Origin of the sequence: Xanthomonas bonasiae, from assembly GCF_017163705.1 — a bacterium.
GTDB classification, from domain to species: Bacteria; Pseudomonadota; Gammaproteobacteria; order Xanthomonadales; family Xanthomonadaceae; genus Xanthomonas_A; species Xanthomonas_A bonasiae.
Map to the genome: position 1 here is coordinate 238615 of NZ_JAFIWB010000002.1, position 24016 is coordinate 262630.

General features: G+C 68.7%; 21 protein-coding genes. 8 read left to right on the forward strand and 13 right to left on the reverse strand.

Annotated elements, in window-relative coordinates:
• Window positions 1-19: 19 nt before the first annotated feature.
• The 6 genes from JR064_RS03750 to JR064_RS03775 are packed head-to-tail and all read right to left on the reverse strand — an operon-like array spanning window position 20 to window position 3960.
• A complete protein-coding gene (locus JR064_RS03750; protein ID WP_206228855.1) occupies window positions 20-580 on the reverse strand; it encodes a DUF2884 family protein in 561 nt (186 codons plus the stop codon).
• A 40-nt stretch (window positions 581-620) separates the two neighbouring features.
• Complete coding sequence (locus tag JR064_RS03755; protein WP_179565656.1) at window positions 621-1448, reverse strand: GIN domain-containing protein; 828 nt, start codon at window positions 1446-1448, stop codon at window positions 621-623.
• A gap of 55 nt (window positions 1449-1503) precedes the next feature.
• A complete protein-coding gene (locus JR064_RS03760) occupies window positions 1504-2484 on the reverse strand; it encodes an ABC transporter permease (protein WP_179565112.1) in 981 nt (326 codons plus the stop codon).
• Window positions 2481-3362 carry an ABC transporter ATP-binding protein gene (locus JR064_RS03765; RefSeq protein ID WP_206228856.1) on the reverse strand — a complete coding sequence of 294 codons (882 nt, stop codon included), beginning with the start codon at window positions 3360-3362 and terminating at the stop codon, window positions 2481-2483. Before JR064_RS03765 ends, JR064_RS03760 begins: the two co-directional genes overlap by 4 nt.
• Window positions 3359-3721, reverse strand: coding sequence for a GntR family transcriptional regulator (locus JR064_RS03770; protein ID WP_046980357.1), 363 nt, complete (start codon window positions 3719-3721; stop codon window positions 3359-3361). The genes JR064_RS03765 and JR064_RS03770 overlap by 4 nt, the downstream gene beginning before the upstream one ends.
• Before the next feature lie 2 nt (window positions 3722-3723).
• Complete coding sequence (locus JR064_RS03775) at window positions 3724-3960, reverse strand: hypothetical protein (RefSeq protein WP_009603375.1); 237 nt, start codon at window positions 3958-3960, stop codon at window positions 3724-3726.
• Between the two features lie 130 nt (window positions 3961-4090).
• On the opposite strand from JR064_RS03775, the gene JR064_RS03780 reads away from it, so the two are divergent.
• The 7 genes from JR064_RS03780 to JR064_RS03810 all read left to right on the forward strand — a co-directional run bounded on the left by JR064_RS03780 (window position 4091) and on the right by JR064_RS03810 (window position 11102).
• On the forward strand, window positions 4091-4657 hold the full coding sequence (locus tag JR064_RS03780; protein WP_241092836.1) for a glutathione peroxidase: 567 nt from the start codon (window positions 4091-4093) through the stop codon (window positions 4655-4657).
• A gap of 87 nt (window positions 4658-4744) precedes the next feature.
• Window positions 4745-5692 carry an FKBP-type peptidyl-prolyl cis-trans isomerase gene (locus tag JR064_RS03785; protein WP_179565110.1) on the forward strand — a complete coding sequence of 316 codons (948 nt, stop codon included), beginning with the start codon at window positions 4745-4747 and terminating at the stop codon, window positions 5690-5692.
• 15 nt (window positions 5693-5707) lie between these two features.
• Window positions 5708-7051 carry a UDP-glucose dehydrogenase family protein gene (locus tag JR064_RS03790; RefSeq protein ID WP_206228857.1) on the forward strand — a complete coding sequence of 448 codons (1344 nt, stop codon included), beginning with the start codon at window positions 5708-5710 and terminating at the stop codon, window positions 7049-7051.
• The gene (locus tag JR064_RS03795; protein ID WP_047325588.1) at window positions 7014-7277 is read left to right on the forward strand and encodes a SlyX family protein; all 264 of its coding nucleotides are present in this window, start codon (window positions 7014-7016) and stop codon (window positions 7275-7277) included. The genes JR064_RS03790 and JR064_RS03795 overlap by 38 nt, the downstream gene beginning before the upstream one ends.
• A gap of 21 nt (window positions 7278-7298) precedes the next feature.
• On the forward strand, window positions 7299-8075 hold the full coding sequence (locus JR064_RS03800; RefSeq protein ID WP_206228858.1) for a DUF2058 domain-containing protein: 777 nt from the start codon (window positions 7299-7301) through the stop codon (window positions 8073-8075).
• A 17-nt stretch (window positions 8076-8092) separates the two neighbouring features.
• Window positions 8093-10240 (forward strand): acyltransferase family protein, encoded by a 2148-nt coding sequence (locus tag JR064_RS03805; RefSeq protein WP_241092837.1) that lies wholly within the window; start codon window positions 8093-8095, stop codon window positions 10238-10240.
• Window positions 10241-10271: 31 nt separating this feature from the next.
• The gene (locus JR064_RS03810) at window positions 10272-11102 is read left to right on the forward strand and encodes a transporter (RefSeq protein WP_206228860.1); all 831 of its coding nucleotides are present in this window, start codon (window positions 10272-10274) and stop codon (window positions 11100-11102) included.
• Window positions 11103-11368: 266 nt separating this feature from the next.
• Here the strand turns inward: JR064_RS03810 and JR064_RS03815 are convergent, their stop codons facing one another.
• The 4 genes from JR064_RS03815 to JR064_RS03830 form a co-directional block, all read right to left on the reverse strand.
• Window positions 11369-12262, reverse strand: coding sequence for an NAD-dependent epimerase/dehydratase family protein (locus tag JR064_RS03815; RefSeq protein ID WP_206228861.1), 894 nt, complete (start codon window positions 12260-12262; stop codon window positions 11369-11371).
• Between the two features lie 91 nt (window positions 12263-12353).
• Entirely contained in the window at window positions 12354-15101 is a 2748-nt protein-coding gene (gene metH, locus JR064_RS03820) for a methionine synthase (RefSeq protein WP_206228862.1), read from the reverse strand.
• Between the two features lie 110 nt (window positions 15102-15211).
• Entirely contained in the window at window positions 15212-16330 is a 1119-nt protein-coding gene (locus tag JR064_RS03825) for a homocysteine S-methyltransferase family protein (RefSeq protein WP_206228863.1), read from the reverse strand.
• Entirely contained in the window at window positions 16327-17325 is a 999-nt protein-coding gene (locus JR064_RS03830; protein WP_206228864.1) for an ArsR/SmtB family transcription factor, read from the reverse strand. The genes JR064_RS03825 and JR064_RS03830 overlap by 4 nt, the downstream gene beginning before the upstream one ends.
• A 93-nt stretch (window positions 17326-17418) precedes the next feature.
• Here JR064_RS03830 and JR064_RS03835 point away from each other — a divergent pair, with 93 nt between their 5' ends.
• Window positions 17419-18600 carry an acyl-CoA dehydrogenase family protein gene (locus JR064_RS03835; protein ID WP_206228865.1) on the forward strand — a complete coding sequence of 394 codons (1182 nt, stop codon included), beginning with the start codon at window positions 17419-17421 and terminating at the stop codon, window positions 18598-18600.
• Between the two features lie 184 nt (window positions 18601-18784).
• On the opposite strand, the gene JR064_RS03840 is transcribed toward JR064_RS03835, so the two are convergent.
• From JR064_RS03840 to JR064_RS03850, 3 genes are read right to left on the reverse strand one after another with little or no spacing between them, the layout of a single operon-like run.
• Window positions 18785-21958 carry a multidrug efflux RND transporter permease subunit gene (locus JR064_RS03840; protein WP_206228866.1) on the reverse strand — a complete coding sequence of 1058 codons (3174 nt, stop codon included), beginning with the start codon at window positions 21956-21958 and terminating at the stop codon, window positions 18785-18787.
• A 12-nt stretch (window positions 21959-21970) separates the two neighbouring features.
• Window positions 21971-23248 (reverse strand): efflux RND transporter periplasmic adaptor subunit, encoded by a 1278-nt coding sequence (locus tag JR064_RS03845; RefSeq protein WP_206228867.1) that lies wholly within the window; start codon window positions 23246-23248, stop codon window positions 21971-21973.
• A complete protein-coding gene (locus tag JR064_RS03850; protein ID WP_185823849.1) occupies window positions 23245-23904 on the reverse strand; it encodes a TetR/AcrR family transcriptional regulator in 660 nt (219 codons plus the stop codon). The genes JR064_RS03845 and JR064_RS03850 overlap by 4 nt, the downstream gene beginning before the upstream one ends.
• Window positions 23905-24016 lie beyond the last annotated feature (112 nt).

A 24016-nucleotide genomic window follows, 5' to 3' on the forward strand; every position in this document is an offset into this window, starting at 1 on the left:
TAGGCCGGGACCGCCGCAATTACTTGACCGATTTGTCGCAGTCGCTGATGTCGCTGGCATCGAGGCTGGCATAGGGCCGGAATGCCGGCAGCTGCTGCGCCAGCGTGTCCTGCGCCTGGCGCAGCGTCGCCACCTGCGCGCAGATCTTCAGCGCTTCCTGCTTGAGCTTCTCGGCCTGCGCCTCGATGTTCTCGCCGACGTGGTCGGTGTTGCCGCTGATGACCCCGGCCAGCGCATCGCCGGCCGCCTTCACCCCGAGCGCGGCGCCTTGCTTGCCGACTTCCAGGCCCTGCATGCCGACCGCGCCGAGTTGCGCGCGGTAGGACACCAGCAAGGCGTGCTGCTCGGCGCTGACCGCGACCGGCTTGCCGTCGATCAGCAGGTCGCCGGCACGGGTGATGGTCGCCGGCGGTTGCCCGGACACCTTCAGGGTGATGTCGCCGTTGTCGAAGCTCAGGCTGCGCGCGCTGGGCGTGTTGCTGGTGGTCCGGTCGGACTGCGGCGTCGAGGGCTGGCAGGCGGCCAGGGCCAATAGCGCGATCAGGGCGACGCCGGCTGGCGCCAGGGAACGATGCTGCATGGGTGTGTCCTCGGTCGAAGCGAGAAGGGAAGGCCGCGGCTCAGCGCGGCTTGGGCACGTTGACGCTGCCGCGCACGCCGCTGTGGTGGATGTCGCCGCTGCCGACCCGCTCCACGGTGAGGTTGCCGCCGACGCCGCTGACTTCCAGGTCGCCGGAGCCGATCGACTGCAGCGCCACGCTGCCAGTCACGTCGCGCAGCTGCGCATCGCCGGAGCCGATGCTGCCGATCTGCACCGCGCCGCGCACGCCGTGCACGGTCAGGTCGCCGGAGCCGACGGTGCCGATCTTGACGTCGCCGCCGACCTGGCTCGCCTTGACGTCGCCCGAACCCAGCGTCGGCAGGCTGAGGCTGCCGATGTCGCGCAGCTCGATGTCGCCCGATCCCACCGTGGCGCTGACCGCGCCGCGCACGCCGTGCGCATGCAGGTCGCCGGAGCCGACCGTGGCGTCGAGCGAGGCCACGCCGCCGATGTCGGCATCGCCGGAGCCCAGCCGCAACTGCACCGGCAGCGAACTCGGCACGCTGCCGGCCAGGTCCAGGTAGGCATAGCGGGTGCCCGAGCTGATGCCGTGGATCTTGCCGTCGTGCTGCAGGGTCACGATCAGCGTGTCGCCTTCGCGGCGCTGGCGCACGGTCAATTCCTTCAGCATGTCCGCATCGGAGGCGCAGGCGCGACCGCGCAGTTCGAACGCGGCGCCGCTGCTGGCGCCGGTCAGCTTGAGGTTGTTCTGCTGCGCGTCGAAGATCACATTCTTGGCGCCGGCCAGGTCCAGTTTCAGGTTGCGTGGCTCCGAATGCCGGCATTCGTCGGCCAGGGCCAGGGCCGGTACCAGCAGCAGCGCGGACAGCAGCAAGGTCTTGCGCATCATCGTGAACTCCATATGCAAAGAGGGAATCGGGAAAGAGAAAGAGCGGTGCGGATCAGGCTTCGTCGCGCCAGCGGCGCAGGTAGATCGCCGCGACGATGAAGGCCACGCCGACCGCCGCGCCGATCCAGATGTCGGCGCTCTGGAAGATGCGCCAGGCATCGCTGAGCTGGATCGCGTTGGCCAGGTCCTGCGCGCCGTCGATCTGCGCCGGCGGCGCGCTCTCGCTCAGCACCGGCAGCCAGGTGCCCGGCAGCACGCTCAGCAGGCCGCGGTAGACCACCGTGTACCAGATGGCGTTGTGGTTCACGTGCAGCATCGGCAGGATGCCCATCATGCTCGCCATCACGCAGCCCAGGACCGGGATCAGCACCGCCCACAGGAACGGCTTGGTACGCGCCCAGGCCGAGCACAGCATCAGCCAGCCGATGGTCGGCAGCGACCACATCACGTAGATCGGCAGGTTCGACAGCACGCCGCCGATGATGCGCAGCGGATGGGAGTGGGTGAAGACGGCGCCGCTCTGTTGCACGCCGTTGACCGACAGGGTCAATGCGGTGATCACCCACAGCGCGATGCCGATCAGCAAGCCGATGCCGATCGCCACGATCGGCGCCAGCAGCAGCGCCCAGGCGGCCTTGGACAGCACCGTGTTCAAGTCCGACAGCGGCAGCGACTTCCAGAACAGCACGCTGCGGTCGCGGCGGTCGTCGTACAGCGAACCCAGCGCGTAGAAGAACACCACGAAGCCCAGCACGATGCAGGCCAGCAACACGCCGGCCAGCATGGTGCCGTCGCCCACGGCGCCGATGATCTCGTTGACCTTTTGCGGGCCGCCGTCCCAGTTGATGCTGTTGGTATCGTTGCCGCGGCCGGCCACGGTGCCGATCAGCGCGAGCACCGCGTACAGCACGGTGATCACGCTGCCGGCGATGACCGGCGCCCACAGGAAACCGCCGCGGTTTTCCCAGTATTCGCGCTTCAGCAGCCACTTGAAGGTGGTCAGGGCAGAGATGGACTTTGCGGGTGCGTTCATGCGTAGGTCCCCTTCATGATGGCGACGAACAGGTCGGCTAGGCCGGGAGTGCGGGTTTCGCCGAGCGCGGCCAGCTGCGCCTGCGGCACGCCGTCGTACAGGAACACGGTCTTGCCGAACGGCAGGCCGCGCTCGTCGATCGGCTGCAGCGCGCGCGCCGCGTCGATGCGCTCGGCCGGCACCAGCAACTCGGTGTAGCGCGTGGCCATGTGCTCCATGTCGGCGCTGAGCACGATGCGGCCGTCGCGGATGAACAGCACGTCGGTGAGGATGTGCTCGATCTCTTCGACCTGGTGGGTGGTGATGACGATGGTCTTCTGTTCGTCGAAGTAGTCCTCCAGCAGGCGCTGGTAGAACTCCTTGCGGTACAGGATGTCCAGGCCTAGGGTGGGTTCGTCGAGCACCAGCAGGCGCGCGTCGATGGCCATCACCAGGGCCAGGTGCAGCTGCACGATCATGCCCTTGGACATCTCGCGCACGCGCAGCTTGGGGGTGAGCTTGGTGTTGGCCAGGAAACGCTCGCACTTGGCGCGGTCGAAGCGCGGATGCACGCCGGCGACGAAGTCGATCGCCTCGCGCACCCGCATCCAGCGCGGCAGCACCGCCACGTCGGCGATGAAGCACACGTCGTTCATCAACTCGTTGCGCTGCTTGCGCGGGTCCATGCCCAGCACGCGCAGTTCGCCCTCCACCGCGGTCAGGCCGAGCACCGCTTTCAGCGCGGTGGTCTTGCCGGCGCCGTTGGGGCCGATCAGGCCGACGATGCGGCCCGGCGCGATCGCGAAGGAGGCATCGGCCAGCGCCGGCTTGTGGTTGTAGGTCTTGCGCAGCGAGCGCGCGGAGACGACGGATTCGGATGCGGCGACAGCGGCAGTCATGGTGTTTTCCCCGGTGGCAACAAGTCTTCCAATGTCAGGCCCAGGCGCTGGATCCGTTCCAGCACCAGTGGCCACTCTTCGTTGAGAAAGCGGTCGCGTTCGCTGCCGCGCAGCTTCTTGGCCGCTTCCTCGGTCATGAACATGCCCAGCCCGCGGCGCTTCTCGACCAGGGCCTCGTCGGCCAGTTCCTGGTAGGCGCGCGAGACGGTGATCGGGTTGAGCTGGTATTCGGCGGCGACCTGGCGCACCGAGGGCAGCGCGTCGCCGGGCTTGATGATGCCGTCCAGCATCATCGCGATCACGCGATCCTTCAGCTGGCGGTAGATCGGAGCGCCATCGCTCCATTGGATATCGCTCATGGTCAGCTCCGTGGACGCAGGGTGTGCGCGAAGGAGAAATAGGGCATCGACAGCGATGCACGCATCCGCCGCACCGGCGCGGGCGCGGCGGGAGGGGCGTGGCTGTCTTCCTGCGGCTCGCTGGCGCCATAATCGGGCGACCGTCCCTGGCTGCCTTGGGCGCCGACCCAGCTCACCGAGAACAGGGCGCCGACGATGACCATGGCCGGAAGGCTGCGCTGCATGCGTTGGAGGTTCATCGTTGGCCCTGCTCTGGGTGAGTGGTGTTGTATTTAACTATAACACCGTCACACGTCATGTCAACACAGCGATCGCCCCAACTCATGGCCTAGTGCCTGCGCGTTTCTTTTTTCCTCTTACGGTGCCCTGATGAAACTATCCAAGCGTTTGTTTTTCCTCGCGATCCTGGCCGCTGCCGGCACCGTCGGCAGTGCCTGGGCGGCCTCCTTGCTGGACCTGGACTACCGTCCGCTGGCCGGCAAGGGCAAGGTGAATCTGAACAAGACCTACGGCGGCAAGGTGCTGCTGGTGGTCAATACCGCCAGCAAGTGCGGCTTCACCCCGCAGTACGACGGCCTGGAGCAGTTGCAGCAGCGCTACGCCGCGCAGGGTTTCAGCGTGCTCGGTTTCCCGTCCAACGACTTCAAGGGGCAGGAGCCCGGATCGGAGAAGCAGATCCAGGAATTCTGCACGCTGACCTACGGGGTCAAGTTCCCGATGTTCGAGAAGGTGCATGTGCTCGGCGCCGAGGCGACGCCGCTGTACCAGCAACTGACCAAGGCCACCGGCGTGGCGCCGGGCTGGAACTTCCACAAGTATCTGATCGCGCGCGACGGACGCGTGGTCGCGCAGTTCCCCAGCAAGATCGCGCCGGACGATCCGTCCTTGCGTGCGGCCATCGAACGCGAACTGAAAGCGCAGCCGGGATCACATTGAATCCGGGTCGATATCGTTGCCGCGCATGCGACAATGCGGCCTCTGCGCCATGGCGGCGCCTCTAATTCACTTCCAGGAACGTAGCGAATGAAGATGGGAATGCGCGGCGCCGTAGCGTCGCTGTTGATGGGGATGGCGGTGGTCGCGGGCGCCGCGTCCGCGCAGGCGCCGGCGGCGGCCAAGCCGGCGGCGCTGGGCAGCGAGAAGCAGAAGGTCAGCTACGCGATCGGCATGGATGTGGCGCGTTCGTTCGAGCCGATCGCCCAGGACATCGACCTGGACGCCATGCAGCGCGCGATCGAGAACGCGTTCAAGGGCGGCAAGCCGCTGCTGTCCGACGAGCAGGCGCAGGCCACCGACACCGCATTGCGCACGCAGATGGCCGCGCGCGCCGGGCAGCCGATCCCGGGCATGGCGCCGGGCAGCCAGCCGCCGCCGGTGTCCAAGCAGAACGTGGGCCTGATGCTCGGCGATCGCGCGGTCGGCCCGTCGCTGGCGCGGATCCAGAACGAGATCGATCTGGCCACCTTGATGGGCGCGGTGCGTACCGTGTTCGCCAAGGGCGACACCGCGATGACCCAGGAGCAGGCGGCCGCGACGCTGCAGGCCTACAGCGCCTCCAAGCAGGCCGCCGCGTCGACCGAGAATCGCGAGAAGGGCAACGCCTTCCTGGCCCAGAACAAGACCCAGAAGGGCGTGGTCACCACGCCGTCGGGCCTGCAGTACATGGTGCTGCGCCAGGGCAGCGGCGAACGGCCGATGCCGACCAGCAAAGTGCGGGTGAACTACGAAGGCAAGCTGCTCAATGGCGAGGTGTTCGACAGCTCGTACAAGACCGGGCAGCCGGCCGAGTTCTCGCTCAGCCAGGTGGTGCCGGGCTGGAGCGAGGGCGTGGCGTTGATGCCGGTCGGCTCCAAGTACCGTTTCTGGATTCCGTCGAACCTGGGCTACGGCCCGCAGGGCACGCCGGGCGGCCCGATCGGCCCGGATTCCATGCTCACCTTCGACGTTGAACTGTTGGGCATCCTTCAATAACCGAAAGGAGATTACATGCGCGTAGCGATATTCGGCACCGGCTATGTCGGGCTTGTCACCGGAACCTGTCTGGCCGAGGTAGGCCATCACGTGGTATGCGTGGACATCGACCAAGCCAAAGTGGATGGGCTCAACAAGGGCGTGGTCCCGATCTACGAGCCTGGCCTCTCGCCGATGGTCAAGGCCAATCACGCCGCACGGAGGCTGTTCTTCACCACCGATGCGGCCAGCGCCATCGCGCATGGAGATATCGTGTTCATCGCCGTCGGCACGCCGCCGGACGAGGACGGTAGCGCCGATCTGCAGTACGTGCTGGCGGTGGCCCGCACCATCGGCCAGCACATCCAGGGACCGACCGTGGTGGTCAACAAGTCGACGGTGCCGGTCGGGACCGCCGACAAGGTGCGCGCGGCGATCGCCGCCGAGCTGGACAAGCGCGGCGAGACGATCGAGTTCGACGTGGTGTCCAATCCGGAATTCCTGAAGGAAGGCGACGCGGTCGCCGACTGCATGCGTCCGGACCGGATCGTGATCGGCAGCAGCAAGCCGGGCACCGCCGCGCGCCTGCGCCGCCTGTACGCGCCGTTCAACCGCAACCACGACCGCATCGTGGAGATGGACGTGCGTTCGGCCGAACTGACCAAGTACGCGGCCAACGCGATGCTGGCGACCAAGATCAGTTTCATGAACGAGATCGCCAACATCGCCGAGCGGGTCGGCGCCGACGTGGAGAAGGTGCGCCAGGGCATCGGCTCGGATCCGCGCATCGGCTGGCACTTCATCTACCCGGGCGCCGGCTACGGCGGCTCGTGCTTCCCCAAGGACGTGCAGGCGCTGGCGCGCACCGCGCAGCAGTACGGCCACGAGGCCAAGCTGCTGGATGCGGTGGAAGCGGTCAACGAGGCGCAGAAGGGCCATCTGTACGAGTTGATCCAGCGCCACTACGGCGGCGCCAGCGTGGCCGGCAAGACCTTCGCGGTGTGGGGCCTGGCGTTCAAGCCCAATACCGACGACATGCGCGCCGCGTCCAGCCGCCGCCTGCTGGCGCAGCTGTGGGAGGCCGGGGCGACGGTGCGTGCCTACGATCCGGAGGCGACCGAGGAAGCCAAGCGCATCTTCGGCGAGCGCGGCGACCTCAGTTTCTGCGAGGACGCCTTCGCGGCGCTGGAAGGCGCCGATGCGCTGGTCGTGGTCACCGAGTGGAAGCAGTTCCGCAGCCCGGATTTCACCCGGATGAAGGAACTGCTCGGCGATGCGGTGGTGTTCGACGGCCGCAATCTCTACGATCCGCAGGAAATCGAGACCTTCGGCCTCGCTTACTATGGCATCGGCCGCGGGCGTTCGATCAGTGAAACATGACTTCTCCACCCAGGATCGACTGCTGGAGAACCGGTTGATCGAGCTGGAGACGCGCCTGTCCTTTCAGGAACAGGCGCTGTCCGAGGTGAGCGATGCGTTGGCCGAGGCGCGTGCCGAAAGCCAACGCAACGCCACGCTGCTGCGCCATCTGCTCGAAGACCTGGGCAAGGTGCGCAGCACGCTGTATGCCGATGCCGCCGACGAACCACCCCCTCCGCATTATTGATACCGATCCAATCCTGCCACGATGAGCGATACCCTCCGCGACCAGCTGCTGGGCCTGGGCTTCAAGCCTGTGCCGAAACCCGAACGCCCAGAGCGCAACGCCACGCCCGCGCCGCCCTCGCGAGGGCGGCCCGGCCAGCGTCCGGCGCACGGCCACAAGCCGGCCGGCGCGCGTGGCGAACGCCCGCATGCCGCCGGCAAGCCCGATGACGCGCGTGCGCATGACGGCACCGGCCGTCCGCGCGGCGACGGCGCCGCGCGCCCGCATGCGGCAGGCGACGGCCGCGGCCGTCCGCAGGGTGCGGGCAGGCCGCAGGGCGCGCCTGGCCAGCAGCCGGCGCGGCCGCATGCCGCACGGCCGCCGCGCACGCGCGAGGACATCGACCTGGCCAAGGCCTATGCGATCCGTGCGCAGCGCGAGAAGGACGAGCGCATCGAGGCCGAGCGGCTCAAGCAGGAACAGGCGCGGCTGCGCCGCGAGGCGCGGGCCAGGCTCGACGAACTGCTCAAGGACCAGGCGCTGAACCACGCCGAGGCCGACATCGCCCGCCATTTCCCCTATGGCGGCAAGATCAAGCGCATCTACGTCACCGCCGAGCAGCTCAAGGCGCTCAATGCCGGCGAGCTGGGCGTGCTGCAGCAGAACGGCCGCTACCTGCTGGTGACCGCGGCGCTGCTGGATCAGGCCGAGGCGATCTTCCCGGCGTCGGTGGCGCTGCGGGTCGATCCGAACGCCACGGCCGAAGAGGATCCCTACGCCGATCCGAAGTACCAGATCCCCGACGACCTGGTCTGGTAAGCGTGGCTTTCCCAGGGATGGGGCGCGCAGGGGCAGGGCGCCTGCACCCGTCATCGCCCGCGCACGCGGCGGGCGGCTATCTGCCGTATATCGACGGACTGCGCGCGCTCGCGGTGCTGGCGGTCATCGCCTACCACCTGGATCCGGCCTGGCTGCCGGGCGGGTTCACCGGCGTCGACGTGTTCTTCGTGATCTCCGGCTTCGTGGTCAGCGCCTCGCTGCAGCGCTTGCCGGCGGCCGGCAGCTGGGGCGTGTTCGCGCAGTTCTATGCGCGGCGCATGCGCCGCATCGCGCCGGCGCTGGTGGCCTGTCTGCTGGCGACCGCGCTGGCCAGCGGCCTGTTCATTCCCGACTCCTGGTTGAGCGAGACCAGCGCCAAGACCGGGCGCATGGCCTTCGTCGGCCTCAGCAACTGGGTGCTGGCCGCCAGCGACAACGATTACTTCTCGCCGAAGGCCGAGTTCAATCCGTACACGCATACCTGGTCGCTGGGCGTGGAAGAGCAGTTCTACCTGCTGTTCCCGTTGCTGTTCCTGGCCTGGAACCGTGGCGGCCGCGGCCGCGCGTGGTCGACGTTGCTGGTGACGCTGGCTTCGGCCAGCTCGCTGGCGTATGCGCTGCTGCGCAGCCGTGGCGGCGGCGAGGCCGGCGATGCGTTCTACCTGACCACCGAGCGCTTCTGGCAACTGGGCAGCGGCGTGCTGCTGTACCAGGCGCTGGCGTTGAGCGGACGCTTCGATGCCGGCGCTGCGCCGGCGCCGCGTGCGGCCTGGAACTGGCGTTCGCCGCTGCTGGCGTTGGCGCTGGGCTTGGTCGGCTACGGATTGTGGCGTGCGCGCCCCGGATACTCGCCGTGGCCCGACGGCCTGTGGCCGGTACTGGGCACGCTGGGCCTGCTGGGATTGCTGCATGGCGCGCCGGCCGGCTGGATCAAGCGGGCGCTGTCGCAGCGCGCGGTGGTGGCGATCGGCCGCGTCTCCTATTCGCTGTACCTGTGGCATTGGCCGGTGTTCGTGCTGTTTCGCTGGACCGTGGGCCTGGAGTCGGCGCTGGCCAAAGCGCTGGCGCTGCTGCTGGTGGCGGCGCTGGCGATCGCCTCGTACCGCTGGGTGGAACTGCCATGGCGCAGCGGCCGCATCGGCAAGGCGCGCACGCCGGCGCGCACCATCGTCGCCGGGCTGGGCCTGATCCTGCTCGCCGCCGGCGTGCATGCGCTGCTGCTGGACACGCAGCGCTACTACTCGCTGAGCACGGTGAGCCGGCATCCGCTGGACTGGTACGCGTATGCCAAGGGCATGCGCAAGGAGTTCCCGCACTGCACGCTGAAGACCGGACGGGCGGAGTTGCAGGTCGGCAGCGCCAAGCTGTTCGAGCGCGGCGATTGCGACCTGCGCGACCGCGGCCTGGAGACGCCACGCAAGCCGACCCAGCTGTTCGTCGCCGGCGATTCGCATGCGCTGGCCTACAACGAACTGCTGCGCCGCTTCGCGCTGCAGAGCGGTGTGGCGGTGCGCCTGTACGGCGTCGGCGGGTGTCCGATCGTGGGCCTGCAGGCCTGGCAGGCGACGCACGCCGGTTGCCAGGCCTACGAGCGCAGCACCCTGGCCGATGTCACCGCGCATGCGCGCGACGGCGACGTGCTGTTCCTGCCGGCGCTGCGCCTGCTGCGCCTGGCCGAGCAGACCCAGCTGTTCGACGAGGCGGCGGTGATGGCCGAGCAGGACAGTGCGCAGGCGCAGGCGGTACGCGCTGCCGGCGAAGAGGCGGCGGTCGCGTTGCTGCAGCCGTTGGCGCAGCGCGGGGTGCGCATCGTGTTCGAGGCGCCCAAGCCGTTGCTGCGCGCGCCGCCGTACCGCTGTTCGGACTGGTTCAACCGCGGCAACGCGATCTGCGCGCGCGGCACGCAGATCCAGCGCGACACGATGGAGCGCTACCGCGCGCCGGTGCTGCAGAGCCTGCAGCGGATCGCCGCGCGGCTGCCGCATGCCTCGGTCTGGGATCCGTTGCCGGTGCTGTGCGAGCCGCAGCGTTGCGCCGGCATGCGCGACGGGCACCCGTTGTTCTTCGATGCCGATCACCTCAGCGGCTACGGCAATCGGCTGCTGTTGCCGGGCTTCACGGCGCACTTCAAGGCGGTGCAGGCAGAATCGGGCACGGCGCCGTGAGCGGCGGCGCTCGCTCTTGCGGAGGCAGACCATGACCACAGCCAGTTCCGTTGCGCCGTTGCGCGCGCAGGTCCGCATCCGCGGCGCATGCGCAACGCATCGCGCCGTGGCGTTCCTGCATTGCGCGCTGGTGCTCGGCGCTCTGGGCGCCGCAAGCGTCGCCCATGCCGACGACGCGCCGGCGTTCGATCGCCCCGGCATCGGCTTCGCCTCGCAGACCCTGCCGGCCGGCGGCATCGCCTGGGAGCAGGCGCTGTCGGACGTGAGCTACGACCGCAGCGGCGGCGTGCACACCACCGAGTACGTGGCCGACAGCCGCCTGCGGATCGGCCTGAGCGCGCAGGCGGAGCTGCAATTGGCCATCGACAGCCAGGTCTGGCAGCGCGTGCGCGGCACCGGCCAGGATTTCCGCGGGCATGGCGGCGGCGATGCCAGCATCGGTTTGAAATGGGCGTTGCCGAGCACGCGCGACACGTTTTCCTGGGCCGTGCTCGGCACCGCCGCGGTGCCGGTAGGGCGCGCGCCGTACGGCGACGATGGGCATCGCTACGATCTCGGCGTCGGCGCCGGCTGGGACCTGGACGGCGGGCGTAATGTCGCGCTGTACGCCAACCTCAGCGACAGCGACGACGGCCACGGCTGGACCGTGTCGCCGAGCTATACGTTCTATGCGCGGGGCGACCTCAGCGCCTATGCCGAAGCCGGCATCGGCGGCGGCGAGGACGAGATGCGCGCGCTCGGCACCGGGCTGACCTGGTTGGTCGCCCAGCGCGTGCAGCTGGACCTGTCGGTGCTGCGCGGCTTGTCCGCGCCGACGTCGGATTGGCAGGGCGGCCTCGGCGTATCGGTGCTGCTGCGCTGAGCGGCCGCAAGCCCCTCTCCCGCCGGGAGAGGGGTTGGGTGAGGGTCCGGCGCGCAGCGACTCGCGGAGTTGGGTGCAGGAGGCTGCGCCCGTACCTTCATCTGCCCCTGCGGGGCCCCTTCCCCCGAAAAGGGGGCCATGGTCCCGAGGGGCGATGGGAATAGCCGTAAGCCCCTCTCCCGTCGGGAGAGGGGTTGGGGTGAGGGTCCGGCGCGCAGCGTCTCGCGCAGTTGGGTGCATGAGGCTACGCCGATGCCGGCGCGCGCTCACTCGCGTGCGGGCTCGCCGTCGTCGGGTGGCAGGACCTCCGGGAGGTGCTGGTCGTAGTGCGCCAGCACCTCTTCGAAGCCGTAACGCGGTCGCCAGTCCAGCGCCTGCAGCGCCTGCTGTGCCGAGTAGACGCGGTCGATCCGCGTCGGCAGCGGCCAGCCGCGGCGCCGGAACGCGTCGACCAGCAACGGCGCGCGCTGCCGCAGCAGCGCCTGCGGGTCGAGGTGCAGCGCCTGGCAATCCTCGCGCAGGAACGGCGTGGCGCCGGAGACGACGAAGGTCGCCGCGACCGGGCCGGCATGGGCCAGTGCCGCCGCGTGCGCATCGGCGACGTCGCGCGCGTCGATGCCGCGGTGCAGGCGGAACACCGCCATCAGATTGGCCGGTTCGGGGAAGCAGCGCGACATGCGCAGGATGCGCACGCTCGGCCCGCCTTGGGCGGCCGCCTCGCGCAGCAGCGCTTCGGCCTCCAGCTTGGTGTGGTGATAGATGGTCTGCGGCTGCGGCGCCAGTTCTTCGTCGACCCAGGCCGCCGTGTCGACGGGGCTGGCGGCGCTGCCGTACAGCGCGGTGGTGCTGGTGAAGACGATGCGGCCGACGCCGGCCGCGCTCGCCGCATCGAGCACGCGGCGGGTGCCATCGACGTTGACCTGGCGGAACCTGGCTGCGCCGACGTGCGGCACATGCGGTGCGTGCAGCGCCGCGGTGTGCACCACCGCGTCCGCGCCCTGCATCGCACGCGCCAGCAGCGCGCTGTCGGCCAGGTCGCCGACCCAGGCGGCGGTGGAGGAGGGCGCGCTGTCGAAGCCGTCGACGCGGTGCTGCCGCGACAGGCGGATGTGGATCGCGCGGCCGATGCGGCCGCTGCTGCCGGTGACCACGACCTTCATGGGGACAGTTCCGATGGCTTGGAGGCCTTGCTCAGGGAGTGCGTTGCGGCGACTGCACGCGGGCGGCGACCGGCGGCGGGCCCGTCATGGCTCACTCCGGATCGTAGTCCAGGTTCGAGGCCAGCCAGCGCTCGGCCTGCAGCAGCGGCACGCCCTTGCGCCGCGCGTAGTCGGCGACCTGTTCCTTGGTCAGACGCCCGACCACGAAATACTGGCTCTGCGGATGGCTGAAGTAATAGCCGGACACCGCCGCGGTCGGCAGCATCGCGAAACTTTCGGTCAGCGCCATGCCGGCGTTGCGTTCGGCGTCGAGCAGCGCGAACAGGGTCTTCTTCTCGCTGTGCTCGGGGCAGGCCGGATAGCCGGGGGCAGGGCGGATGCCGCGGTACTTCTCGGCGATCAGCGCCTCGTTGTCCAGCGCCTCGTCGGCGACATAGCCCCAGAATTCGCGGCGTACGCGCTGGTGCAGGCGCTCGGCCAAGGCCTCGGCCAGGCGATCGGCCAGCGCCTTGAGCAGGATCGCGTTGTAGTCGTCGTGCGCCGCTTCGAACCGCGCCACGTGCGGCTCGATGCCGATGCCGGCGGTGACCGCGAACGCCCCGATCCAGTCCTGCTTGCCGCTGTCCCTGGGCGCGATGAAATCGGCCAGGCAGAAATCGGGGCGTTCGACGGGTTTGTCGACTTGTTGGCGCAGGAAATGCAGGGAATGGGGAATGGAGAATCGGGAATGGTCGAAAGCCGGAGCGTCGTCGCCCGATTCCCCATTCCCGGTTCCCGATTCCCGGTCCGTCAGGACCACAACATCGTCGCCCACGCTATTCGCCGGCCACAGCCCGAACACCGCCTTGGCGGTGAGCCACTTCTCGCCGACGATGCGCTTGAGCATCGCCCGCGCGTCGCGGTACAGGTCGCTGGCCTGCTGGCCGACCACCGCGTCGCTGAGGATCGCCGGGAACTTGCCGGCCAGTTCCCAGGCCTGGAAGAACGGGGTCCAGTCGATCAGCGGCAGCAGTTCCTCCAGCGGGTAGTCGTCGAACACGTGCAGCCCGGGCTGCTTCGGCGCCGGCGGGGTGTAGGCGTCCCAGCCGCCGTCGAAGCGCTGCGCGCGCGCCTTCTCCAGCGACACCAGGCGCTTGGCGTCGCCGCGGTTCCTGTGGCGCTGGCGGATCTCGGCGTAGTCGGCGTCGTTGGCGGCCACGAACGCGGCGCGCAGGTCCTTGGAGATCAGCGACTGCGCCACGCCCACCGCGCGCGAGGCGTCCTTGACCCACACCGTCGGCGCGGCGTAGTGCGGGTCGATCTTCAGCGCGGTGTGCGCGCGCGAGGTGGTGGCGCCGCCGATCAGCAGCGGCATCGAGAAGCCCTGCCGCTGCATCTCGCGGGCGACGTGGCTCATCTCTTCCAGCGACGGGGTGATCAGCCCGGACAGGCCGATGATGTCGGCGTTCTCGGCGCGCGCGCGGTCGAGGATGGTCTGGGTCGGCACCATCACCCCCAGGTCGATCACGTCGAAGTTGTTGCAGGCCAGGACCACGCCGACGATGTTCTTGCCGATGTCGTGCACGTCGCCCTTGACCGTGGCCATGATGATCTTGCCGTTGGACTTGCCGGTGTCGCCGGTGCGCAGCTTTTCCGCCTCGATGTACGGCAGCAGGTAGGCCACCGCCTTCTTCATCACCCGCGCCGACTTGACCACCTGCGGCAGGAACATCTTGCCGGCGCCGAACAGGTCGCCGACCACGTTCATGCCGTCCATCAGCGGGCCTTCGATCACGTCCAGCGGGCGCGTGGACTGCTGCCGCGCTTCCTCGGTATCGAGTTCCACGTAGGCGTCCACGCCGTGCACCAGCGCATGCGCCAGCCGCGCGCGCACCGGCTTGTCGCGCCAGCTCAGGTCCTCGACGCTGCTCTGGCCCTTCTTGCCCTTGTAGCGCTCGGCGATCTCCAGCAGGCGCTCGGTGCCGTCGCGGCGGCGGTTGAGGATCACGTCCTCCACGCGCTCGCGCAGGTCCGGGTCCAGGTCGTCGTAGATCGGCATGCCGCCGGCGTTGACGATGCCCATGTCCATGCCCGCGGCGATGGCGTGGTACAGGAACACCGAGTGGATCGCCTGGCGCACGGTCTCGTTGCCGCGGAACGAGAACGACACGTTGGACACGCCGCCGGACACGTGGCAGTGCGGCAGGGTCTGGCGGATGATGCGGGTGGCCTCGATGAAGTCCACCGCGTAGTTGTCGTGCTCCTCGATGCCGGTGGCCACGGCGAAGATGTTGGGGTCGAAGATGATGTCTTCCGGCGGGAAGCCGACCTGCTCGGTCAGGATCCGGTAGGCGCGGCTGCAGATCTCCACCTTGCGCGCGCAGGTGTCGGCCTGGCCCTGCTCGTCGAACGCCATCACCACCGCGGCGGCGCCGTAGCGCAGCACCTTGCGCGCGTGCTCGACGAACACCGCTTCGCCTTCCTTCAGCGAGATCGAGTTGACCACGCTCTTGCCCTGCAGGCACTTCAGCCCGGCCTCGATCACGCTCCACTTGGAGGAGTCGACCATGATCGGGATGCGCGCGATGTCCGGCTCGGACATGATCAGGTTGAGAAAGCGGGTCATCGCCTTCTCCGAATCGATCAGGCCCTCGTCCATGTTGACGTCGAGGATCTGCGCGCCGCTGGCGACCTGCTGGCGCGCCACGTCCACCGCTTCCTCGTAGCGCTCTTCCTTGACCAGCTTGCGGAACTGCGCGCTGCCGGTGACGTTGGTGCGCTCGCCGACGTTGACGAACAGCAGGTCCGGGGTCAGCAGCAGCGGCTCCAGGCCGGACAGGCGGGTAATGCGGACGGACATGGGCTCAGCCTTGCAGGATCGTTGCGGTGGACGCGCGCGCGCCGGCGGCCGGTGCGGCGCATGCGGCGCGCCCCGCGAATGCGTGAAGCGGCAGCGGATGCAGCGTCATCTCAGGCCGCCTGTGCCTGCGCCGCCAGCGGCGTGCGCGGACGCAGGCCGCGCACCGCCTCGGCGATCGCCTGGATGTGCGCCGGGGTGGTGCCGCAGCAGCCGCCGACCAGGTTCAGCAATCCGGATTGGGCGAATTCCTTCAGCGTCGCCGCCATTTCCTCAGGGGTTTCGTCGTACTCGCCGAAGGCGTTGGGCAGGCCGGCGTTGGGATGCGCGCTGACGTAGCCGTCGGCGATCCGCGCCAGCGTCTCCACGTGCGGGCGCAGGTCGCTGGCGCCGAGCGCGCAGTTCAGCCCCACCGACAGCGGCCGGCCATGCGCCACCGAGGCGTAGAACGCTTCGGCGGTCTGCCCGGACAGGGTGCGCCCGGAGGCGTCGGTGATGGTGCCGGAGATCATCACCGGCAGCCGCCCGCCGCGCGCTTCGAACACTTCCTCGATCGCGTACAGCGCCGCCTTGGCGTTGAGCGTGTCGAAGATGGTCTCCACCATCAGCGTGTCGGCGCCGCCGTCGATCAGGCCCTCGACCGCTTCGCGGTAGGTGCCGCGCAACTCGTCGAAGCTGGTGTTGCGGAAGCCGGGATCGTTGACGTCGGGGCTGATCGAGGCGGTGCGGCTGGTCGGGCCGAGCACGCCGATGACGAAGCGCGGCTTGTCCGGGGTGAGCGCCTCGGCCGCGTCGCAGCACGCGCGCGCGACCTGCGCGCCGGCCTTGTTGAGTTCGTAGACCAGATGCTCCAGGTGGTAGTCGGCCTGGCTGATCGAGGTGGCGTTGAAGGTGTTGGTCTCGAGCAGGTCGGCGCCGGCATCGAGGTAGGCGCGGTGGATGCCGGCGATCACGTCCGGCCGGGACAGCAGCAGCAGGTCGTTGTTGCCCTTCAGGTCGTGGCCCTGCGGCGCGTGGTCGCAGCCGGGGCCGTGCACGTGCGCGCTGTCGTAGCCGGCGGCGAAACGTTCGCCGCGGTAGTCGGCCTCCTGCAGGTCGTGGCGCTGGATCATGGTGCCCATCGCGCCATCGATGATCAGGATGCGTTCGGACAGCGCCTGCAGCAGCTTCTGCGTACGTTGGGGGTGCAGCCAGGGCAGCTGTGACTGAGGAGACATGGATGAGCTGCTCATGCGGTCGCTCCTGCCTTTGCCTTTGCCTTTGCGATTCCCGAATCCCCATTCCCCAATCCCGGCTCCACCGGCTTCACAGCAATCAACGACACCACCTCGAAATGCGGCGGGCGCTTCTCGCGGGTCACGGTTTCCAGGCTGGACACGTCCAGCCCGGCCTTGTGCACGAACTTGCGCAGTTCCTTCGACGAGAAGCCCAGGTTGACGTGGCCGTAGGCCTGCACCGCGGCCTTGTGTTCGTGGCGGGCGAGGCTGCACAGCAGCAGGCGTCCGCCGGGGCGCAGCACCCGCGCCGATTCGGCCACCGCCTGCGCCGGCTTGGCCGCGTAGGTCAGCGCATGCATCATCACCACCAGGTCGAAGCTGGCGTCGGCGAACGGCAGCGCGTGCATGTCGCCTTCGCGCACTTCCACGTTGCCCAGCCGGCGCAGGCGCTCGCTGGCCGCGGCCACCACCCGCGCGCTGGTGTCGATGCACACGTAGCGGCGCGCATGCGGGGCGACCAGTTCGGCCAGCACGCCGTCGCCGGAGGCGATGTCGAGCACGTCGCCGGTTTCCAGCAGCGGCAGCGCGGTGCGCGCCAGCGCTTCCCAGGTGCGCCCGGGCGAGTAGTGGCGTTCCATGTCGCCGGCCACCGAGTCGGCCCAGTTCTGGTCGGCGGCGCGGTTGGCCAGCACCGCGGCCACGCGCTCGGCGTCCTGGCGCAGCAGCGGGTCGTCGCTGCCGGTGCTCAGCGCCAGCCACAGCGCGCGCTGCGCCGGGTCCAGTTGCGCCTCGTCGAAGCGGTAGTAGGCCGACACGCCGGCGCGGCGGTCGCGCACCAGCCCGGCCTCCTTCAGCTTGGCCAGGTGGGTGGAGACGCGCGGTTGCGCCAGCCGGGTGATCGCCGACAGCTCGGCCACGGTCAGCTCTTCCTGCTCCAGCAGCGCCAGCAGGCGCACGCGGGTCGCGTCGGCGAACACCTTCAGCCGGGTCGACCAGTCCTCCAGATCCATAATATCTTCCTATCGCGATATAGAGATATTCTGGTCCCGCGGGCCGACCGGGTCAAGTCGTGCACACGCCAGCGTATGGTCTGGATGGCTACAATGGCGCACCAGACAGCCCGGGAGGGGTTCTACGTGGATTTCAGCTTTACTGAAGAGCAATTGATGATCCAGGACGTGGCGCGACGCATCGCCCAGGAGCGGATCGCGCCGAGCGCCGAGCACCACGACCGCACCGGCGAGTTCCCGCTGGAGAACATCCGCCTGCTCGGCGAGAACGGGCTGATGGGCATCGAGGTGCCGGAGGAGTACGGCGGCGCCGGCATGGACCCGATCGCCTACGTGCTGGCGATGGTCGAGATCGCCGCCGGCGACGCCGCCCATTCCACCATCGTCTCGGTCAACAACTCGCTGTTCTGCGCCGGCATCCTGAAGAACGGCAACGAGGCGCAGAAGCAGAAGTACGTGCGCGCGATCGCCGACGGCAGCCATATCGGCGCGTTCGCGCTGACCGAGCCGCAGTCCGGCTCCGACGCCACCGCGATGCGTTGCCGGGCGGTGCGCCAGGACGACGGCAGCTTCGTGATCAACGGCAAGAAGAGCTGGATCACCTCCGGCCCGGTCGCCAAGTACATCGTGCTGTACGCGCTGAGCGAGCCGGAGCAGGGCTCGCGCGGCATCACCGCGTTCGTGGTCGACACCGACAAGCCCGGTTTCCACCGCGGCAAGACCGAGCCCAAGCTCGGCATCCGCGCCTCGGCCACCTGCGAGATCGAGTTCCAGGACTACGTGGCGACCCCGGACGAGATCCTGGGCGCACCGGGCGAGGGCTTCAAGATCGCGATGAGCGTGCTCGACGCCGGCCGCATCGGCATCGCCTCGCAGGCGATCGGCATCGCCCGCGCCGCCTACCAGGCCACCCTGGACTACGTGAAGGAGCGCAAGGCGTTCGGCTCGCCGATCGGCGCGTTCCAGATGACCCAGGCCAAGATCGCCGACATGAAGTGCAAGCTCGACGCCTCGCTGTTGCTGACGCTGCGCGCGGCGTGGCTGAAGGGGCAGGGCAAGCGCTTCACCACCGAGGCCTCGGTGGCCAAGCTCACCGCCTCCGAGGCGGCGATGTGGATCACCCACCAGGCGGTGCAGATCCACGGCGGCATGGGCTATTCGAAGGAGATGCCGCTGGAGCGCTACTTCCGCGACGCCAAGATCACCGAGATCTACGAAGGCACGTCCGAGATCCAGCGCCTGGTGATCGCCCGCAACGAGACCGGGCTGCGCTGAGTAGCCGGGAATCGAGAATCGGCAGTAGGCAATCGGACCAGCGCTGCCACAGGCATCGCTGGGACCGAGAGAACAAAAAAAGCGGCCGTCATGGCCGCTTTTTTTGTTTGCATCAGGAACCCGAGGATTTCAAGGGCCGGGGATTCTGACGAATCCCCAATCCCGAATCCCCAATCCCGGCCCCTCACCGATCCGGCTGATTCCGCGACTGCCCTTCCTGCTGCAGCGCCGCGTATTCCTTCGACGGCTCGTCCAGCTTGTCGCCGAGCATGCGCCGCACCACCACGAAGAACAGCGGGATGAACAGCACGCCGAGCACGGTGGCGAACACCATGCCGCCGATCACGCCGGTGCCGATCGAGTGGCGCGCGTTGGCGCCGGCGCCGGTGGAGATCGCCATCGGCAGCACGCCGAGGATGAACGCGAACGAGGTCATCAGGATCGGGCGGAAGCGCAGGTGCGCCGCCTCGGTGGCCGCCTCGCGCAGGGTCTTGCCCGCCGCGCGCTGCTCCACCGCGAACTCCACGATCAGGATCGCGTTCTTCGCCGCCAGGCCGATCACCGTGATCAGGCCGATCTTGAAGTAGATGTCGTAGGGCAGGCCGCGCAGCAGCGAGAAGGTGACCGCGCCGAGCACGCCGATCGGCACCACCAGTAGTACCGACACCGGGATCGACCAGCTCTCGTACAGCGCCGCCAGGCACAGGAACACCACCACGATCGACAGCACCAGCAGCAGCGTGGCGCTGTTGCCGGCGATGATCTCCTGGTAGGACATGCCGCTCCAGTCGAAGCCGAAGCCCGGCGGCAGGTCGGTGTTGACGATCTCCTCCATCGCGCTCATCGCCTGGCCGGAACTGCCGCCCGGGGCCGGATTGCCGACCACGTTGACCGCCGAATAGCCGTTGTAGCGGCTCAGCGACGGCGAGCTGTAGATCCAGTTCGACTTCACCACCGTGCTCAGCGGGATCATCTGCGGCAGGCCGTCGCTGTCGGTGGCGCTGCTGCTGGGCACGTAGAAGTTGCTCAACGACTCCGGTCCGGTGCGGAAAGGCGCGTCGGCCTGCATGTTGACGCGCTTGATGCGGCCTTCGTAGAAGAAGTCGTTGACGTATACCGGCGCCAGCATCATCTGGATCGACTGGTAGATGTCGCTGACCGACAGGCCCATCGACTGCGCCTGCACGCGGTCCACGCTCAGCTGCAGCTGCGGCGCGTTCTCCAGGCCGTTGGGGCGCACCCCGGCCAGCGCGTCCTGGCGCGCGGCGGCCTTGCCGAGCAGGATGTTGCGCGCCTGGGTCAGCGCTTCCTCGCCGGCGCCGGTGCGGTCCTGCAGCCACATGTCGAAGCCGCCGAACTGGCCCAGGCCGTTCACCGTGGGCAGGTTGACCACGAAGATCTGCGCGCCCTTGATGCCGTAGAACATCCCGTTCAACTGCTGGATCAGGTCGGTGGCGGTGACGTCGCGGTCGGCCCACGGCTTGAGCCGGATGAAGCCCATGCCGACGTTCTCGCCGCGGCCCAGGAAGCTGAAGCCGGCCACCTGCAGCATGCCTTCCACGGCCTTCTGCTGCTGCAGCACGCCGCGCATCTGCGCGAACACCTCGTTGGTGCGGCCGACCGTGGCGCCCGGCGGCAACTGCACGATCGCCAGCGCGAAGCCCTGATCTTCCTCGGGCAGGAAGCTGCTCGGCATGCGCGTGAACAGGAAGCCGCACAGCACCACCAGCAACGCGAACACCGCCATCCAGCGCGGCGCGCGGCGGATGGTGCCGCCGACCGCGCCGACGTAGCGGTGCGACAGCTTGTCGTAGTACTTGTTGAAGGTGCGGTACACCCAGTTCGGGTTCTCGTTGTGGGTGGCCTTCAGGAACGCCGCGCACAGCGCCGGGGTGAAGCTCAGCGCCAGGAACGCCGAGAACCCCATCGCCATGGCGATGGTGATCGCGAACTGCTTGTAGATCGCGCCGGCCGCGCCGGGCTGCATCGCCGAGGGGATGAACACCGCCGCCAGCACCACGGTGATCGCCACCACCGCGCCGGTGATCTGGGTCATCGCCTTCTGCGTGGCCGCCTTCGGCGCCATGTGCTCTTCGGACATGATGCGTTCGACGTTCTCGATCACCACGATCGCATCGTCGACCACGATGCCGATCGCCAGCACCATCGCGAACAGGGTCAGCTGGTTGATGGTGAAGCCGATCACCCACATGCCCAGGAAGGTGCCCAGCAAGGCCACCGGGATCACCAGGGTGGGGATGATGGTGGCGCGGAAGTTCTGCAGGAACACCAGCATCACCAGGAACACCAGCACGATCGCCTCGATCAGGGTCTTGACCACTTCCTCGATCGAGATCCGCACGAAGGTGGTGCTCTCGTACGGGGTGAACCAGGTCACCCCCTGCGGGAAGCTGGGCTGCAGCTCGTCCATCTTGGCCTTGACCGCCTCGGTCACGCTCAGCGCGTTGGCGCCGGGCAGCAGCTGGATCGCGAACGCGCCGGTCGGCTTGCCGTTGTACTGGGTGTCCACGCCGAAGCTGGTCGGGCCGAACGCGACCCGCGCCACGTCCTTCAGCCGCACCACGCTGCCGTTGCTGTCCGCGCGCAGGATGATGTTCTCGAACTGCTCGGGCGAGCTGAAGCGGCCTTCGGCGGTGACCGTGGCGGTGAACGACTGCCCGGACGGGGCCGGATCGGAGCCGATCGAGCCGGCGGCGAACTGCACGTTCTGCGCGCTGATCGCGTTGTACACCTGGCTCGGCGACAGGTGATAGCCCTGCAGCTTTTCCGGGTTCAGCCAGATGTCCATCGCGTATTCGGCGCCGAACTGCTGGGTGCTGCCGACGCCGGGCACGCGCGAGATCTGCTCCAGCACGCGCGAGCCGACGATGTCGTTGAGCGCGCTGCGGTCGATCGACGGGTTTTCCGAGCGCAGCGCGATCACGCTGAGGAAGCCGGCGTTGGCCTTGGCCACCACCACGCCCTGCGCGGTCACTTCCGAGGGCAGGCGCGGCGTCGCCAGCGACACCTTGTTCTGCACCTGCACCTGGGCGATGTCGGCATTGGTGCCGGTCTCGAAGGTCAGGGTGACGGTGGCGGTGCCGCTGGAGGAGGACGAGGAGCTGAAGTACAGCAGGTGATCGATGCCGGTCAGCTGCTGCTCGATCACCTGGGTGACCGAGCGCTCGGTGGTGTCGGCGCTGGCGCCGGGGTAGGTCGCGGTGACGGTGACCTGCGGCGGCGCGATCGAGGGATAGGATTCGACGCCGAGGTTGAGGATGGCGATCACGCCGCTGAGCGAGATCAGGATCGCCACCACCCAGGCGAAGACCGGGTGTTCGATGAAGAACTTAGGCATGGCGGGGGTCCGTTACTGCTGCTCGGGCTTGGAATCGGCCGCGGCGGCCGGCGTGTCGCCGCTCGCTGCGCCCTGCGGTTGGCCGGCGGCCTTGTCCTGCGGCGCGGCGCCAGCGGGTGCCTGGCCCTGCGGCGCGGTGCCGCCCGGGGCCTGGCCCGGAGCGCCCGGGGTCCACGGCGTGGCCTTGGCCGGCGCGCCTTCCTTGGCCTTCTGCAGGCCGGAGACGATGACCTGGTCGCCGGCGGCCAGGCCGGAACCGACGATCCACTTGCCTTCCTGCTGGCCGACCGTGACCACGTCCTTGCGCAGCACCTTGCCGTCCTTGCCGACCACCAGCGCGTAGGCGCCCTTGGCGTCGCGCTGGATCGCTTCCTGCGGGATCAGGTAGGCGTTGTTGCGCTGGCCCAGGTTGGCGGCGAAGCTGACGAACGCGCCGGGCAGCAGCACCCGGTCCGGATTGGGCAGCAGGGCGCGCAGGGTCACCGAGCCGGTGCTCGGGTCGACCGCGGTGTCGGAGAAGTCCAGCGTGCCGGACTGGGCGTAGACGCTGCCGTCGCCGAGCTTGACCTGCACGGTCGACTTGCCCTCGTCGTTCAGCGCCACGTTGCCCTGGGTCTGCGCCTGGCGCAGCTGCGCCAGTTCGTCCGAACTCATCGAGAAGTTCACGTACAGCGGGTCGAGCTGGTCGATCGTGGTCAGCAGGGTGGTGTCGCCCTGGCCGACCAGCGCGCCTTCGGTGACCTGCTGCTTGCCGGCGCGGCCGGCGATCGGCGCGGTGACGGTGGCGTAGCCCAGGTTGATGCGTGCGGTGTCCACCGCGGCGCGCGCCTGCTGCACCGACGCGGCCGAGGTGCGTTCGGTGGCCTCGGCGGTGTCCAGGTCGGACTTGGACACGTAGGCCTGCGGCGCCAGGCTGCGCGCGCGGGTGGCGGCGACCTTGGCGTTGGCGTAGGTGGCCTCGGCCGCGGCCAGCTGGCCCTGCGCCGACGCCAGCGAGGCGCGCAGCGGCGCCGGATCGATCTGGAACAGCGGCTGGCCTTCCTTCACGTCGGTGCCTTCGGTGTACAGGCGCTTTTCCAGCACCCCGGCCACGCGGGCGCGCACGTCGGCGCTGCGGTAGGCGGACAGGCGCCCGACCATGTCGCGCTGCAACGGCAGCGTCTGCGGCTTGGCTTCCAGCACGCCCACTTCCGGCGGCGGCATGGCCTGCTGTTCTTCTTGTTTCTTGCAGGACGCCAACACCACCACGACGGCGCAGGCCAGGGCGAGAGAACGCAACGGGGAGGTCATCGGGTGGTACTCCGGTCTGGTGTCGAAAACGAAAGGGAAGGGGCAGGGGGCGCGGCGAACGCGCGCAGGAAACCGTCGACGGCGAATTCGGCCCAGGCGCGCTGCGCGGCGGCGTCGCTGCGATGGGCGGTATGGAAGCGTTGGCGCTCGAAATCCATCCCGACGATCATGCTCAACAGCAGTTCGGCCATGAAGTGCGGATCGTCATGGCGCAGCTGGCCGGCGGCCACCGCCAGTTGCAGGCGTTCGCTCAGGCGCTGCATCAGCGCCTCGGCGCTGTCGCGGAACAGCGCGCGGACCTGCTCGGGGAAATGCCGCGATTCGGCCGCGATCAGCTGGCAGCTCTGCAGCACGCTCGGCTCGGACAGCTGCTCCAGGTACTCGCGGGCGAAGCGCAGCAGGCTGCCGCGCAGTTCGCCCTGCGCCGGACCCAGGTGCGTGGCGCTCAGTTCGGTATGGTCCTGCATCACCCGCTGCAGCAGGTCCTGCTTGCTGCGGTAGCGGCTGTACAGGGTCTGCTTGGAGCAGCCGGCGCGGGCGGCCACCGCATCCATGCTCAGGCGCATGCCGGCTTCGGCCAACAGTTCGCGCACGGCGGCGTACACGCGCTGATCGCGCGCCTGAGGCAGGCGGGACGGGGCAGGGGAGGCGGTCATTGAATGTGGACTATACCGTCCAGTTTAGAATTGGAACAGCCTTGACATCGGCGCGCCGATCGCGACAAGTCCCGGCATCGGCGACGCTCCACTGCACGAAGTTATGACGGCG

Bases quoted from the DNA above. Each gene is read 5' to 3' on its own strand.
- JR064_RS03750 (WP_206228855.1), bottom strand. From the start codon at position 580: ATGCAGCATCGTTCCCTGGCGCCAGCCGGCGTCGCCCTGATCGCGCTA.
- JR064_RS03755 (WP_179565656.1), bottom strand. From the start codon at position 1,448: ATGCGCAAGACCTTGCTGCTGTCCGCGCTGCTGCTGGTACCGGCCCTG.
- JR064_RS03760 (WP_179565112.1), bottom strand. From the start codon at position 2,484: ATGAACGCACCCGCAAAGTCCATCTCTGCCCTGACCACCTTCAAGTGG.
- JR064_RS03765 (WP_206228856.1), bottom strand. From the start codon at position 3,362: ATGACTGCCGCTGTCGCCGCATCCGAATCCGTCGTCTCCGCGCGCTCG.
- JR064_RS03770 (WP_046980357.1), bottom strand. From the start codon at position 3,721: ATGAGCGATATCCAATGGAGCGATGGCGCTCCGATCTACCGCCAGCTG.
- JR064_RS03775 (WP_009603375.1), bottom strand. From the start codon at position 3,960: ATGAACCTCCAACGCATGCAGCGCAGCCTTCCGGCCATGGTCATCGTC.
- JR064_RS03780 (WP_241092836.1), top strand. From the start codon at position 4,091: ATGAAACTATCCAAGCGTTTGTTTTTCCTCGCGATCCTGGCCGCTGCC.
- JR064_RS03785 (WP_179565110.1), top strand. From the start codon at position 4,745: ATGAAGATGGGAATGCGCGGCGCCGTAGCGTCGCTGTTGATGGGGATG.
- JR064_RS03790 (WP_206228857.1), top strand. From the start codon at position 5,708: ATGCGCGTAGCGATATTCGGCACCGGCTATGTCGGGCTTGTCACCGGA.
- JR064_RS03795 (WP_047325588.1), top strand. From the start codon at position 7,014: ATGGCATCGGCCGCGGGCGTTCGATCAGTGAAACATGACTTCTCCACC.
- JR064_RS03800 (WP_206228858.1), top strand. From the start codon at position 7,299: ATGAGCGATACCCTCCGCGACCAGCTGCTGGGCCTGGGCTTCAAGCCT.
- JR064_RS03805 (WP_241092837.1), top strand. From the start codon at position 8,093: ATGGGGCGCGCAGGGGCAGGGCGCCTGCACCCGTCATCGCCCGCGCAC.
- JR064_RS03810 (WP_206228860.1), top strand. From the start codon at position 10,272: ATGACCACAGCCAGTTCCGTTGCGCCGTTGCGCGCGCAGGTCCGCATC.
- JR064_RS03815 (WP_206228861.1), bottom strand. From the start codon at position 12,262: ATGAAGGTCGTGGTCACCGGCAGCAGCGGCCGCATCGGCCGCGCGATC.
- metH (WP_206228862.1), bottom strand. From the start codon at position 15,101: ATGTCCGTCCGCATTACCCGCCTGTCCGGCCTGGAGCCGCTGCTGCTG.
- JR064_RS03825 (WP_206228863.1), bottom strand. From the start codon at position 16,330: ATGAGCAGCTCATCCATGTCTCCTCAGTCACAGCTGCCCTGGCTGCAC.
- JR064_RS03830 (WP_206228864.1), bottom strand. From the start codon at position 17,325: ATGGATCTGGAGGACTGGTCGACCCGGCTGAAGGTGTTCGCCGACGCG.
- JR064_RS03835 (WP_206228865.1), top strand. From the start codon at position 17,419: ATGGCGCACCAGACAGCCCGGGAGGGGTTCTACGTGGATTTCAGCTTT.
- JR064_RS03840 (WP_206228866.1), bottom strand. From the start codon at position 21,958: ATGCCTAAGTTCTTCATCGAACACCCGGTCTTCGCCTGGGTGGTGGCG.
- JR064_RS03845 (WP_206228867.1), bottom strand. From the start codon at position 23,248: ATGACCTCCCCGTTGCGTTCTCTCGCCCTGGCCTGCGCCGTCGTGGTG.
- JR064_RS03850 (WP_185823849.1), bottom strand. From the start codon at position 23,904: ATGACCGCCTCCCCTGCCCCGTCCCGCCTGCCTCAGGCGCGCGATCAG.